Source organism: Cellulomonas terrae, from assembly GCF_007990265.1.
In the GTDB taxonomy this organism is placed as follows: domain Bacteria; phylum Actinomycetota; class Actinomycetes; order Actinomycetales; family Cellulomonadaceae; genus Cellulomonas; species Cellulomonas terrae.
The window spans coordinates 42194-55660 of sequence record NZ_BJWH01000004.1 but is presented as its reverse complement, the minus strand read 5'-3'; the positions used below and the strand labels follow the sequence as shown (position 1 = coordinate 55660).

At 71.7% G+C, this 13467-nt stretch carries 11 protein-coding genes; 5 read left to right on the top strand and 6 right to left on the bottom strand.

The features are described 5' to 3' along the window. Positions 1 to 34: 34 nt before the first annotated feature. The 5 genes from CTE05_RS05820 to CTE05_RS05800 form a co-directional block, all read right to left on the bottom strand. Positions 35 to 1042 (bottom strand): carbohydrate ABC transporter permease, encoded by a 1008-nt coding sequence (locus CTE05_RS05820; RefSeq protein ID WP_371863351.1) that lies wholly within the window; start codon positions 1040 to 1042, stop codon positions 35 to 37. After that, complete coding sequence (locus tag CTE05_RS05815; protein WP_186814753.1) at positions 1039 to 1965, bottom strand: carbohydrate ABC transporter permease; 927 nt, start codon at positions 1963 to 1965, stop codon at positions 1039 to 1041. Before CTE05_RS05815 ends, CTE05_RS05820 begins: the two co-directional genes overlap by 4 nt. Positions 1966 to 2044: 79 nt before the next feature. Continuing rightward, complete coding sequence (locus CTE05_RS05810) at positions 2045 to 3418, bottom strand: ABC transporter substrate-binding protein (RefSeq protein WP_146845179.1); 1374 nt, start codon at positions 3416 to 3418, stop codon at positions 2045 to 2047. Positions 3419 to 3494: 76 nt separating this feature from the next. Beyond that, positions 3495 to 5126, bottom strand: a complete 1632-nt coding sequence (locus tag CTE05_RS05805) for a glycoside hydrolase family 13 protein (RefSeq protein WP_146845178.1) — start codon at positions 5124 to 5126, stop codon at positions 3495 to 3497. Between the two features lie 228 nt (positions 5127 to 5354). After that, positions 5355 to 6383, bottom strand: coding sequence for a LacI family DNA-binding transcriptional regulator (locus CTE05_RS05800; RefSeq protein ID WP_146845177.1), 1029 nt, complete (start codon positions 6381 to 6383; stop codon positions 5355 to 5357). Between the two features lie 168 nt (positions 6384 to 6551). On the opposite strand from CTE05_RS05800, the gene CTE05_RS05795 reads away from it, so the two are divergent. Beyond that, positions 6552 to 7415: a serine/threonine-protein kinase gene (locus CTE05_RS05795; RefSeq protein ID WP_146845176.1), complete on the top strand. Its 864-nt coding sequence runs from the start codon at positions 6552 to 6554 to the stop codon at positions 7413 to 7415. Here the strand turns inward: CTE05_RS05795 and CTE05_RS05790 are convergent. Further along, complete coding sequence (locus CTE05_RS05790) at positions 7404 to 7889, bottom strand: MarR family winged helix-turn-helix transcriptional regulator (RefSeq protein WP_246123314.1); 486 nt, start codon at positions 7887 to 7889, stop codon at positions 7404 to 7406. The genes CTE05_RS05795 and CTE05_RS05790 overlap by 12 nt on opposite strands. A gap of 209 nt (positions 7890 to 8098) precedes the next feature. On the opposite strand from CTE05_RS05790, the gene CTE05_RS05785 reads away from it, so the two are divergent. The 4 genes from CTE05_RS05785 (at position 8099) to CTE05_RS05770 (ending at position 13458) form a co-directional block, all read left to right on the top strand. Continuing rightward, on the top strand, positions 8099 to 9583 hold the full coding sequence (locus CTE05_RS05785) for a glycoside hydrolase family 10 protein (RefSeq protein WP_146845174.1): 1485 nt from the start codon (positions 8099 to 8101) through the stop codon (positions 9581 to 9583). 68 nt (positions 9584 to 9651) lie between these two features. Next, positions 9652 to 10227: an NYN domain-containing protein gene (locus CTE05_RS05780; protein ID WP_146845173.1), complete on the top strand. Its 576-nt coding sequence runs from the start codon at positions 9652 to 9654 to the stop codon at positions 10225 to 10227. A gap of 248 nt (positions 10228 to 10475) precedes the next feature. Next, complete coding sequence (locus CTE05_RS05775) at positions 10476 to 11135, top strand: hypothetical protein (RefSeq protein WP_146845172.1); 660 nt, start codon at positions 10476 to 10478, stop codon at positions 11133 to 11135. Position 11136: 1 nt separating this feature from the next. Next, positions 11137 to 13458: a hypothetical protein gene (locus CTE05_RS05770; protein ID WP_146845171.1), complete on the top strand. Its 2322-nt coding sequence runs from the start codon at positions 11137 to 11139 to the stop codon at positions 13456 to 13458. The last annotated feature ends 9 nt before the right edge of the window (positions 13459 to 13467 follow it).

The window sequence follows — 13467 nt, the reverse complement described above, 5'->3', positions numbered from 1 at the left end:
CCCGTGAGATTGACCGGACGATCTGTCAGAAACCTCAGCCCTTGACCGCTCCCCCGAGCCCGGCGCCCCGGAGGAACATGCGCTGGAACACGAGGAACAGCACGATCGGGATGAGCGTCGAGATGGCCAGGGCGGCCATGAGGACGCCCTTGTCGGTGGTCGCCTCGATGGACGGCAGGCGGACGGACAGGGGCTGCAGGTCGGGGTTGCGCAGGACCAGCAGCGGCCAGAGGAAGTCCTTCCACGACGCGATGACGGCGAAGATCGACACGACGCCGAGGATCGGCTTGCTCATGGGCAGCACGATCGACCAGAAGAGCCGGTAGGGACCGGCGCCGTCGACGCGCGCCGCCTCGAAGACCTCGCGCGGGAGGTTGTCGAAGAAGCGCTGGACGAGCACGACGTTGAACGCGCTGGCCCCGGCGGGGAGCCAGACGCCCCAGAACGAGTTGACCAGGGACGTGTGGAACACGGGGGTGTCCAGGACGGTCAGGTAGAGCGGCACGAGGAGCACCACCGCCGGCACGAACAGCGTGGCCAGGACGGCCGCCTGCAGCACGCGGGCGTAGCGCGGTCGCAGGACGGACAGCAGGTAGCCGCCGGTCGTCGCGACGAGGATCTGGCTGAACCAGGCACCGGCGGCGAGCACGATCGTGTTCACGAAGTACTTGCTGACCTGGACGTCGTTCCACGCCTCGCTGAGGTTCGACCAGGCGATGCCGTTCGGGAAGATCGCCATCGGGGTGCGCAGGATGTCCTGCGTCGGGGTGACGGCGAACTTGGCGAGCAGCAGGAGCGGGCCGACGCACCAGACGACGAGGAGCACGAGCAGCAGCCAGTGCGTCGGGCCGAGGGTCCACCGCACGGACGGACGGCGCCAGTCGGAGGCGGAGACCGCGCTGCGGTCGTCACCGTCGTCGGACGAGACCCTCCGGGTGCGGCGCGCGCGCGTGACGGAACGGGTGGCTTCCGGCGCCTCGCCGGCTGCGGCGTCGAGCACGGTCGGCGGGCTGGCGGGCCCGAGGCGCGAGGTCGTCGTCACGAGGTGCTCCAACGGCGAGTCAGGCGGAAGTACACGAGGGACATGACGGCGAGGAACACGGCGAGGAGCAGGCTGAGCGCGGTGGCCTCGCCGTAGTTGCCGCCCAGGCTGTTGCCGAACGCGTAGCGGTAGATGAGCAGCAGGATCGTCACCGTCGCGTTGGCCGGGCCGCCGCCGGTGAACAGGTAGGGCTCGAGGAAGACCTGTGCGGTCCCGATGACCTGCAGGATCAGCGTGACGAACAGGACCCCGCGCAGCTGCGGCACCAGCACGTGCCAGACCTTGCGCCAGACGCCGGCGCCGTCGACCTCGGCCGCGTCGTACAGCTCGGGCGGGACGGCCGTGAGCGCGGCGAGGTAGATGATCACGGTGCCGCCGGCCGCCGCCCACGTGGCTTCGAGCACGAGCGACGGCATCGCCATCGTCATGCTCTGCAGCCACGGTTGGGGCGGGATGCCGACCCAGCCGAGGATCGTGTTGAACACGCCCTCGGGCCGTGGGTCGTAGAAGAACTTCCACAGCAGGACGGCGACCACCGGCGGCACGACGACCGGCAGGTACGCCAGGGCCGAGTAGAGACCCTTCGCCCGGCGGACCTCGCGCATGAGGACCGCGGCGACGAGCGGGATCGGGTAGCCGAACACGAGCGCGAGCAGCGCGAACCAGAGCGTGTTGCGCGTCGCGACCGGCAGCAGCGGGTCCGCGAACACGTTCTGGAAGTTCTGCAGCCCCACCCACGACGTCGTGATGAGGTTCGTCTTCTGGAAGCTCATCACGACCGCGCGGACGATCGGCAGCCACGAGAACACGCCGAAGATCACGAGCAGGGGCAGGGCGAAGACCAGCGCACTCAGCCCGCCGCCGCGCACCCAGGTGAGCGGGGTGCCGGTGCGTCTGCGCAGGACGACGTCGTCCGTGGTCATCTCGGGCCTTCCTCGGGGGTGCGGACGGTCGAGCGACGGTGCCCGGTCGGGACGCTCCCCGGCCGGGCACCGCGCGGTCTCACTGGTCGAGCAGAGCCTGACCCTGGGTGTTCGCCGTCTCGAGCAGGGCGTCGATGTCGGCGTTCTCGTCGGTCAGGACCGCCTGGACGATCGGGAAGAGCAGCGCATAGGTGTCCTGGGTGGACGCGCTGATCTCCCCGATGCTGGGCTGCGTGAACATGACGTCCGTGTAGCCCTTCATGTTCTCCAGCGGGACGTTGATGTAGTCCTTGACCCACTCGAGGGACGTGGCGTACTGCTCCTCGCTGAAGATCGGGAGCACCGGGGTGCCCACGGCCTGACCGTTCTCGTTGCGGAGCTTGGCGTCGGCCACCGCCTGGTCCTGGTCGAGCATCTTGGACAGGTACCAGAAGTCGATCCACTTGACCGCCGCGTCCTTCTGCGCGTCGGTCGACTCCTGGGTGACGGCGGCGAGCGTGCCGCCGGTGAGCGCGCCGCCACCGTCCGACGACGGGATCGCCGTGAGGCCGTAGCCCCAGTCCTCGGTGAGCCCGTTGTTCTCGACGAGCGCGTTGTAGACGTCCGAGCCGGACGTGTACATGGCCAGCTGGCCACCGGCGAACGCCTCGTTGATCTCACCCCAGCCGAGGTCCGTGCGCGGCAGGATCGAGCCGTCCGTGAAGCGCAGGTCGTGCAGCCACTGCAGGTGCTCCTTGACCGCCGGGTCGTCGAGCGTGGCGGTGTACGAGTCACCGTCCTGCTCCTGGATGACCCCGCCGCGCGAGTTCGCCGCGGCAGCCAGCTGCCACCCGCCGGCGTTGTCGAGCGCCATCGTCGCGTAGCCCGCGACACCGGTCGCGTCGTGGATGGTCTTGGCGTACTCGCGGACCTCGTCCCACGTCGTCGGCGGCTGGTCGGGGTCGAGGCCCGCCTGCTCGAAGAGGTTGCGGTTGTAGTGCAGCGCGACACCGTAGATGGACTTCGCCGGGATCGCGTAGACCTTGCCGTCGGAGCCGGTGCCGGCCTCGAGCAGGTTCGGGTTGAAGTCGTCGGCGTAGGACAGGGAGTCGAACTGCGCGGAGATGTCGGCCAGCTGGCCGTTCTCGATGAGCGTCTTCGCGTCGGTCAGCGGGATCTCGAACACGTTCGGCAGCGTGCCGCCCGCGAGCTGCGCGGAGAACGTGGACGCGAGCCAGTTGTACTCCTCCGGCTCGACGTCGATGTCCGGGTTCGCCTTCTCGAACTCCTCGACGCGCGCGTTGAGCGCGTCGACGGCCTCCGTCTCGGCGCCGGGCTGCAGGCCGGCGACCGTGATGGTGACCTTGCCGTCGGACTCCTCGCCCGACGGCTCGTCGTCCGTGCTGCACGCGGCCAGCAGGCCGAGCGAGAGCACACCGGCCATGGCGAGCGCGGTGGTGCGTGAGGACCTCATCGTCACTCCTTCGTGAGGGAACGCGCCGGACGGGGTGCCAGGTCGCGATCGGGTGCTGCGGTCGGGGTGGTGCGGATCAGGCGGGGGTGCGCAGCCACGCGGCGGTGTCGCGCGGCAGCAGGCCTGCCTCGAGCGGGGCGCTCGAGAGCAGGACGTCGGTGTGGGCGGGCAGGGTGGCGGGCTCGTCGCCCAGGTTGACGACGCACACGAGGTCGCCACGGGCGAACGCGAGCACGTCGTCGGAGCTGTCGATCCACGTCATCGGCCCGTCGCCCAGGGTGGGCTCGGCCCGGCGGACCGCCAGGAGGTCGCGGTAGAGGTGCAGGGTGGAGGCGGGGTCGTCCTCCTGGGCGGTGACGGTCAGCTCCGCCCAGCCGGCCGGCTGCGGGAGCCACGACCCGCCGTCCCCGAACCCGTAGGGGGCGGACGTGCCGGACCAGGGCAGCGGCACCCGGCACCCGTCGCGACCGGGGTCGACGCCCTCGGAGCGGAAGTGCATCGGGTCCTGCAGCACGTCCAGCGGCAGGTCCTCGACCTCGGGCAGGCCCAGCTCGTCGCCCTGGTAGATGTACAGCGAGCCCGGCAGGGCTGCGGTGAGCAGTGCTGCGGCCCGCGCCCGGCGCAGGCCGACGGCCAGGTCGGTGGGGGTGCCGAAGCGCTTGGCCGTGAACGCGAACGACGTGTCCTCGCGGCCGTACCGCGTGACCGGCCGCGTGACGTCGTGGTTGGACAGCACCCAGGTGGCGGGGGCACCGACGGGACCGTGGGCGGCGAGCGTGATGTCGATCGACTCCCGCAGCTGCTTGGCGTCCCACGGCCGGGCCATGAAGTCGAAGTTGAACGCGGTGTGCATCTCGTCGGGACGCAGGTACTGCGCGAAGCGCGCCTTGTCCTGGAGCCAGACCTCGCCGACGAGGACGCGGGTGCCCTCGTAGGAGTCCGCGACCGCGCGCCAGCCGCGGTACACGTCGTGCAGCTCGTCGCGGTCGACGTGCGGGTGCTCCCCCGGCCCGGCGTGGACCGGCACCTCCGGCAGGCTCGCGTCCTTGACCAGCAGCGCGGCCGAGTCGATCCGGATGCCGGCGACGCCCCGGTCGAACCAGAAGCGGAGCACCGACTCGAACTCGGCGACGACGTCGGGGTGCGACCAGTTGAGGTCGGGCTGCTGGGGCGCGAACAGGTGCAGGTACCACTCGCCGGGGGTGCCGTCGGGGTTCGTGGTGCGCGTCCACGTGCTGCCCTGGAAGTCGGACACCCAGCCGGTCGGGATCTGCTCGCCGTGCTCGCCCTTGCCGGGGTGGAACCAGAACCGCGCCCGCTCCGGGGAGCCGGGCCCGGCGGCGAGGGCCGCCTGGAACCACTCGTGCTGGTCCGAGACGTGGTTGGGGACGACGTCGATGATCGTCCGGATCCCCACCTGCAGCGCCTCGGTGATGAGCAGCTCGGCCTCCTGGAGGGTGCCGAACGCGGGGTCGATGGCCCGGTAGTCGGCGACGTCGTAGCCGCCGTCGGCGAGCGGGGAGACGTACCACGGGGTCACCCAGATGGCGTCGACGCCGAGGTCGCGCAGGTACGGCAGCCGCGAGCGCAGGCCTGCCAGGTCACCGGTGCCGTCGCCGTTCCCGTCCGCGAAGCTGCGCGGGTAGACCTGGTAGATCACCGCACCGCGCCACCACTGCGGGTCGGTCTCGGGCTGCGCCTGCGCCACTCGCGTCTCGTCTCTCGTGGGCCACGTCGCCGGGGCCGGGTGATCTTGCTGTCACGCGGCGACGCCCTCCAGACGTCGGCGTCGCGCTCCAGACGCTAAAGGACGCGACTGGATCAACGCAAGAACACGACAGAGGAGTTATCGAAGCGTGACCGTATGGAGGGTCGGACACGACACAGGCCCCGTACCGCCGAGGGACGGCGGTGCGGGGCCTGGAGGGCGCCGGGCTCAGTCGGCGGGGGTCACCGGCTGTGCCGGCGCAGGACCGGTGGAGCCGCGGACCACGAGCTCCGGCTCGAACAGCAGCTCGTCCTGGGGCACGACACCGCCGTGGATCTGGCTGACGAGCAGGTCGATCGCGGCGCGGCCCATCGGCTCGATCGGCTGGCGCACGGTGGTCAGGGGCGGTTCGGTGCAGCTCATGAACGCGGAGTCGTCGTAGCCGACGACCGAGATGTCGTCCGGGACCCGCAGCCCGGCCCGTCGAGCCGCCCGGATCACCCCGAGCGCCAGCGGGTCGCTCGCGCACACGATGCCCGTGACACCCTCCTTCAGGAGCCGGTTCCCCGCGGCCTGCCCGCTCTCGAGGGAGTAGGCGCTGCGGACCACCTGCCCCTCGCCCAGCTCCAGCCCGAGGCGCTGCATGAGGGCCTGCGCCGCCCGCAGCTTGCGCTCGGACGGCACGTGGTCGACCGGTCCGAGGACCAGGCCGACCCTCGTGTGGCCGAGCGAGGCGAGGTGACCGATCGCCTGCTCGATGGCGACCTCGTCGTCGCACGAGACCCGCGGGAAGGGCAGCTCCTCGATCGAGGCGTTGATCAGCACGACGGGCAGGTTGCGCCCGGCGAGCCGCTCGTAGTGACCGTGCGTCGCGTCCCGCTGCGCGTAGTGGCCGCCCGCGAAGACGATGCCCGAGACCTGCTGCCCGAGCAGGAGCTCGACGTAGTCGGCCTCCGACACGCCGCCGGCGGTCTGCGTGCACAGGACCGGGGTGAAGCCCTGCTGGGCCAGCGCCCCGCCGACCACCTCCGCGAACGCGGGGAAGATCGGGTTCTGGAGCTCGGGGAGCACGAGGCCGACCAGCCGCGCGCGCTCGCCGCGCAGCTTGGTGGGTCGCTCGTACCCGAGCACGTCGAGTGCGGTCAGCACCGCCTCCCGCGTCGACTCGGCGACACCGGGCTTGCCGTTGAGCACCCGGCTCACGGTCGCCTCGGAGACGCCGACCTTGCGTGCTACCTCTGCGAGTCGCCTGGACATGGGTGTCAGCGTACTGCTCGACGCTGCAAGTGGCTTGCAGGAGGCTGCAAGCAGTTTCACCTGGTGCCGTCACCCGTTCGCCGTACCCTCGGTTCGCCCGAGGTGCGGTCGCGCCCGCAGGCTTCTACCGTCGTACCGCCCCGATGCCACCGCACAGACAGGCCTGCCGTGCCCCCGACCGAGTTCCGCACCCCGGAGCGCGCGGCCCTGGGCCGGCGCTACCAGCTGGAGCAGCAGCTCGGGCGCGGCGGGTCGGGCGAGGTCTTCCGCGCCACCGACGTCCGGCTGCAGCGGGCGGTCGCCCTCAAGCTCTTCTCGATCGGTGCCGCGACCCCGCAGGACATCCGACGCTACGCGCACGAGGCCCGCGTGCTGTCGTCGCTCACGCACCCCAGCCTCGTCGCGCTGCTCGACGTCGGCGCCGACGTCCTCCCGGACGGCGGCGGCCCGGTGGCGTTCCTCGTCATGGAGCTGGTCGACGGTCGGACCCTGCGGGACACGATCGCCGACGGCCCTCTGCCGCCGTCGGTCACGGCGGACGTCGGCCGTCAGCTCGCGCTCGCGCTCGGCCACGCGCACGGAGCCGGCGTCGTGCACCGCGACGTCAAGCCGTCCAACGTCCTGGTGGCCGCCGACCGGTACGACAGCGGACGCCTCGACGCTCCCCGGATGCCCGTCGTGCTCGCCGACTTCGGCATCGCGGTGACCACGGCGAGCGCCCCGGAGGCACCCCGCGGCACGTCCGGGACGGCCGGGTACCAGAGCCCGGAGCAGGCCCTGGGCCATCCTGCGGGTCCGCCCAGCGACGTCTACTCCCTCGGCCTGGTGCTGCTCGAGTGCCTGACCGGTGAGCGCGCGTACCCGGGGGACCCGCTGTCGAGCTCGCTCGCTCGGCTCCTCGACCCGGTCGAGGTGCCCGCGCGGTTCGGTCGGGACTGGACCCGGCTGCTCCTGGCGATGACCGCCGACGACCCCGCGGCGCGTCCGGCACCGGCCGCCGTCGCGGCGGAGCTGCGGGTGCTACGGGTCTGAGCCCGCGTCGGGGATGCTCGCCTGGGCCGCACGCAGCTTGTCGGTGAGGGCTCGCAGGGTCGCCAGCTCGTGGGTGTCGAGCGCACCGCCGACGAGGCGCCGGATGGTGCGCACGTGGCGTCGCCCGATCTCCCGCTGCACCCGCCAGCCGTCCTCGGTCAGCGCGACCGCCACGCCCCGCGCGTCACCCTCGACCGGCCCGCGCCGGACCAGGCCGGCCAGCTCGAGCCGCTCGACCATCCGGGACAGGCTGGGCTGGGTCAGGAGGCTGTTCTCCCCCAGGTCACGCAGACGCGCGGTGCCGTCCGGGCAGCCGGACAGCGTGAACAGCACGTCGTACTCGCGGATCGTCAGGTCACCCCAGACGTCGTCGCGCTGGAAGCGCCGCATGAGCGCCACCTGCGCACGGAAGAGCGACTCCCATGCCTCCGCGGCCTCCCGCGTGCCGGGCAGCTCTCTGGCACTCTCCGTCATCGACCCGCTCTCTGCTCGACCTGCGGCTCCCGACCCAGGTTCATGCATACGTATCGATCTTGCTCAACCGCGCGACCGGCCGGTGTGTTCCACGGCGCCGCTATCGAAACTGTCGGGCGCCGGTGCCTGAAATGTTTCGGTACCTCGCGGCGACGGCCCGCGACGACCACTCTGCGATCCGGCACCTGGCTCAACGAGGAGGAACACCCATGTCCGTCATCCGCCCCCACGCACCACGACGCCGAGCAGCGGCCCGCACGGTCGCCGTCGCGCTCGCGGCCACGATCGTCGTCGGCGCCGCCGCCGTCGCCATCCCCGCCGCCCAGGCGGCGACCAGCCTGAAGGACCTGGCGACCGCCGCCGGCAAGGACATCGGCTTCGCGCTCGACCCCAACCGGCTCTCGGAGTCGGCCTACAAGTCGATCGCCGACAGCGAGTTCAACCTCGTCGTGGCCGAGAACGCGATGAAGTGGGACGCCACCGAGCCGTCGCAGAACTCGTTCAGCTACGGCCAGGGCGACCAGGTGGCCAGCTACGCCGCCAGCACCGGCAAGGAGCTGTACGGCCACACCCTCGTGTGGCACTCGCAGATGCCGGGCTGGACCAACAACCTGTCCGGGTCGGCGCTCGAGTCGGCGATGAAGAACCACGTCACCAACGTCGCGACGCACTTCAGGGGCAAGGTCGCGTCGTGGGACGTGGTCAACGAGGCGTTCGGTGAGAACGGCGAGCGCCGCTCCGACTCGCCGCTCCAGCAGAAGCTCGGCGACGGGTACATCGAGACGGCGTTCCGGGCGGCGCGGGCCGCGGACCCGACCGCCAAGCTCTGCATCAACGACTACAACACCGACGCCATCAACTCCAAGAGCACCGCGATCTACAACCTCGTGCGGGACTTCAAGGCCCGCGGCGTGCCCATCGACTGCGTCGGGTTCCAGTCGCACCTGATCATCGGCCAGGTCCCCTCGTCCATGCAGCAGAACCTGCAGCGGTTCGCCGACCTCGGCGTGGACGTGCGGATCACCGAGCTCGACATCCGCATGACGATGCCCTCGGACTCCGCCAAGCTGGCCACGCAGGCGGCCGACTACAAGAAGGTGTTCCAGATCTGCCTCGCGGTGAGCCGCTGCCAGGGCGTCACCATCTGGGGCATCACCGACAAGTACTCCTGGGTGCCCGGCGTGTTCTCCGGGCAGGGTGCCGCGCTGGTGTGGGACGACAACTACAACAAGAAGCCCGCCTACGACGCGATCGCCTCGGCCTTCGGCGGCATCACGCCCACGGCCACGCCGACACCCACCGTCACGCCGACCCCGACGGTCACGCCGACCCCGACCGTCACGCCGACACCCACGGTGACCCCGACGACGCCGCCCGGCGCCTGCCAGGTGACCTACGTCGTCAACCAGTGGAACACCGGGTTCACCGCGAACGTCACGGTGAAGAACACGTCGTCGAGCGCGATCAACGGCTGGACCCTGACGTTCAGCTTCCCGAACGGCCAGGCCGTCACCCAGGCATGGAGCTCGGTGACCACGCAGTCCGGCTCGGCCGTCACCGTCAGGAACGCGGCCTGGAACGGCTCGATCCCCGCGGGGGGCAGCACGCAGTTCGGGTTCAACGGCTCGCACAACGGCACCAACGGCGCACCGTCGTCGTTCGCGCTCAACGGCACGGCCTGCTCGAAGGGCTGAACCGCACCGGCCCGGGACCCCGCACGGGTCCCGGGCCGGCCTGTGCCACCTGCGGATACGCTGACGCGATGACCACCGAGGCGGCACCCCGCACCACGTACCTCCTGGTCGACGGCGAGAACATCGACGCGACCCTCGGCTCGTCCATCCTCGGCGGCCGCCCCACCCCGGAGCAGCGCCCGCGGTGGGAGCGCGTGCTGACGTTCGCGCAGCAGACGTGGGACCAGCCCGTCAAGGCGCTGTTCTTCCTCAACGCCTCCAACGGCACGCTGCCCATGTCCTTCGTGCAGGCGCTGCTGGCCATCGGCTTCCAGCCGATCCCGCTGTCGGGCGAGTCGTACGAGAAGGTCGTCGACATCGGCATCAAGCGCACCCTCGACGCGATCGCGGGGCGCGGGGGCGACGTGCTCCTCGCCAGCCACGACGGCGACTTCGCGCCCGAGCTGGAGACGCTCGTCGACGACGAGGACCGGCGGGTCGGCCTCCTGGCGTTCCGTGAGTTCACCAGCACCCAGCTGTCGGCCCTCGTCGCGAAGGGTCTGGAGACGTTCGACCTCGAGAGCGACGTCGCCGCGTTCAACGTGCAGCTGCCGCGCCTGCGGATCATCCCGCTCGACGAGTTCGACCCGCTGCGCTACCTCTGAGGACCTCTCGCGTGACCCAGGTCACGACGGGATAACGATGTACCTGCTACCGGTGCGGTTTTACCTAGTACCGCGTGGCTCAGATGCTTCGTGCGCTGGTAGACAGTGCGCTGGTCCCGCCCGAGAGGGCTGCTGACCTGCTTCGTCAACGGCGACGGCGCAGGTCAGCAGCCTCTCGGGTGTGCCACTCACCAGCCGCACTGCCCGGACGGTCACCCGTGCGGACCAGTCACCACGACGAGGTGGTCATGAAGCGTCACATCCTGGCGGGGCTCGTCCTCGCGCTCCTGACGACGGCGATCGTCCTGTTCTCGGGACCCGAGCTGCAGGGCGTCGCCCTGCTCGGCGCCGCGCTCGGCGGCGCCCTGGGCCTCGTGCCCGACCGGACCCCCGCGCAGCGCGCCGCCGGCTTCGGGGTCGGCTTCGTCGCCGCCTGGCTGGGGTACGCCCTGCGCGCCGCGGTCCTGCCCGACGCCGCCGCGGGCCGCGCGATCGCCGTGCTCGTCGTCGTCCTCGTCTGCCTGGGGGTCGCGGCCCTCACGCGCGGCAGGCTCCCGCTGTGGTCCGCTCTGCTGGGCGCCGCCGCGATGGCCGGCGCGTACGAGGCCACCTACGCCGCCGACCCGTCCTCGTTCCTCACCTCGTCGGCCACCACCGCGACGTCCATCCTGCTCGCCGCCGGAGCCGGCTTCCTGGCGACGTCCGTGCTCGGCGTCGTCGTGATGCAGGACCGCGAGGAGGAGCGGGCCGCCGAGGCACCCCTCTTCGCCCCGGCCGACCCGCCCGTCGGCGAGTACGAGGGCGCGGGCAACCACGCCCCGGCCCGCCCGTACACAGCGACCACCGCCGGGGGCCCCCGTCGGGGCTTGCCCGCCACCCGTCCCCTCGACCCCCAGCCGGAGGCCTGACGTGCGCCGCACGACCACCACCGCGACCGCCGCCGTCATCCTCCTTCCGCTCGTCGTCGGCACGGCGGCCTCCCCCGCGCTCGCTGCCGACTCCGGCGACGTCACGGTCACCAACACCGAGACCGTCCAGGCGCGCCTGTCCGCCACCGGGGCGTTCCAGGGCGCCCGCGTGTACGAGCAGCTCGCCCTGACCGGCCACGGCACCGCGACCATCGCGAACCCCGTCTCCACCGACGGTCTGCGCAACCTCGACGGCTTCGGCGGGTACGAGGTCGTCGACGGCAAGCTCGTCAGCACCCTGGAGGTCGACGGCGAACGGCGCGAACGCTCCCTGAGCACCTACGACAAGGACCTGCCGCTCACCGTCGAGGTCACCTACACGTTCGACGGCGAGACGGTGCAGCCCGGCGCGGTCATCGGCAAGGCCGGCACCCTCGGCGTGCACTACAAGGTCACCAACACGACCGGGAAGACCCAGGACGTCACCTACGACGACGGCACCGGCACCATGGCCACCGCGTCCGCCGAGACCGTGATCCCGATGATCGGCCAGCTCGTCACCGTCCTGCCGTCCACGTTCACCGACGTGCGCTCCGACGAGGCCGGCATGGCCGGCGACGGTCGCGGCGGCACCCGCATGCAGTTCCAGATGACCCTGTTCCCGCCCATCGGGTCCGCGACCGCCGAGTTCGGCTACACCGCCCAGGTCAGCCGCGCGGTCATCCCGAAGGCCACGCTCACGTCCATGCCCGTGTCCCCGCTCGAGTACCCCTCGTTCAAGGGAGGCGCCGCCAGCTACGAGGCCGGTGCGCAGAAGGGCGTGGACCTCACCGGCGCCGGGCTCAAGCTCGACGAGAGCGTGCTGCGCCTGCACGACGGCTCCGCCCAGCTGCTCGCGGGCCTCCTCCAGCTCCGCGACGGCGCCGCGCAGCTCTCGACCGGTCTGAACGAGTCCGCCGCGCCGGGCGCCGCGCAGCTGGCCGCCGGCGCCGGCAGGCTCCAGGACGGGCTCTCCCAGGCGAGCTCCTCGGCGCCGCAGCTCATCGCCGGGCTCAACCAGGTGGACGCCGGCCTGGCCCAGGTCGACGGTGGCCTCGCCAAGCTCTACGGCGACATCGGCCAGCTGCCGTCCGACCCTCGCGTCAAGGAGCTCCAGGCCGGGATCGCGAAGCTGCGTGCCGGCATCGGGTCGACGACGACGCCCGACACCCTGCTCGCGGGCATCGACCAGCTGCGTCAGCAGGTGGGCACCGGCGCTCCGGCGGCGCTCGCGACGATGGCCGCCGGCGTGTACAACCCGAGTGCGACCGAGCCCGGCGCGTACCAGAAGCTCGGCTGCGCGATCACGGTTCTCGGCCACCTGAAGAACGGCGCCACCACGGGTGCGGACGCCTGCTACCCGGGTGGCGGGCGACCGCCGATCGCCGCGACCGTCGACCCGACGCACGCCTTCATCCTGTCGAGCCTCATCGCGCAGCTCACGGCTGGTCAGGCCGATCTCGCCGACCCGGCCAACCTCGGCGACCCGACGTCGGCAGCGTTCTACGGGGCGGCGCCGGTCGCCGACCCGACGCTGCAGCAGGGCCTCACCTACCTGCAGGGCAGGCTCGCCAACATCGCGGGACCGGGCCTGACGAAGATCCAGTGCGGTCTGAGCTCGGCGTCGTTCGCTGGGTGCGACGCCACCAGGCCGGGCCTGCTCGAAGGGCTCACCAGTGTCGACGCGGGCGTCAGCCTGCTTCTCGCGACGGTGGTCACCAACGTCCAGAAGGGCGTCGGCGGCCCGAACGACACGGCCGCGAACGGCACCCTGCGCGGTGGCGTGCACTCCCTGCAGGCAGGGACCGACAAGCTCGGCGCCGGCGGCGGCGCACTGGTCGACGGGCTGCGGCAGCTGAATGCGGGAGCCGGCCAGCTCAACGCCGGAGCAGAGTCGCTGTCCGAGGGCCTCCGGACCGCGGCCGACGGGTCCACGGAGCTCTCCGACGGGCTCGCCACGGCGGCCGAGGGTGCGCCGAAGCTCGTCGACGGGACGCAGCAGCTCTCCGACGAGGGCACGTCGCAGGTCGTCGTCAGCGGGCAGGGCACCGCGGAGGACTTCGGCGTGAAGTACGCGGTGCTCAGCGCCGGTGCCGAGCGGGCCCAGACCGAGGGCATGGCGTACGGCGCACCGGACGGTGCGACGGGCGCCACGGCCTACTCGATCGAGATCGCCGGCGTCGACGGCACCGGGGCCAGCTCGGTCGGGCGCCTCATCCTGGCGATCGTCCTGTTCGCCGGTGGGATCGGCCTGGCCACGCTGGCGCGACGCCGCTTCGTCTGATCGACCACC

What these genes read in the sequence shown, in the direction of transcription:
- CTE05_RS05815 (WP_186814753.1), bottom strand. Translation starts at nt 1,965, where the DNA reads ATGACCACGGACGACGTCGTCCTGCGCAGACGCACCGGCACCCCGCTC.
- CTE05_RS05810 (WP_146845179.1), bottom strand. Translation starts at nt 3,418, where the DNA reads ATGAGGTCCTCACGCACCACCGCGCTCGCCATGGCCGGTGTGCTCTCG.
- CTE05_RS05800 (WP_146845177.1), bottom strand. Translation starts at nt 6,383, where the DNA reads ATGTCCAGGCGACTCGCAGAGGTAGCACGCAAGGTCGGCGTCTCCGAG.
- CTE05_RS05790 (WP_246123314.1), bottom strand. Translation starts at nt 7,889, where the DNA reads ATGACGGAGAGTGCCAGAGAGCTGCCCGGCACGCGGGAGGCCGCGGAG.
- CTE05_RS05785 (WP_146845174.1), top strand. Translation starts at nt 8,099, where the DNA reads ATGTCCGTCATCCGCCCCCACGCACCACGACGCCGAGCAGCGGCCCGC.
- CTE05_RS05780 (WP_146845173.1), top strand. Translation starts at nt 9,652, where the DNA reads ATGACCACCGAGGCGGCACCCCGCACCACGTACCTCCTGGTCGACGGC.
- CTE05_RS05775 (WP_146845172.1), top strand. Translation starts at nt 10,476, where the DNA reads ATGAAGCGTCACATCCTGGCGGGGCTCGTCCTCGCGCTCCTGACGACG.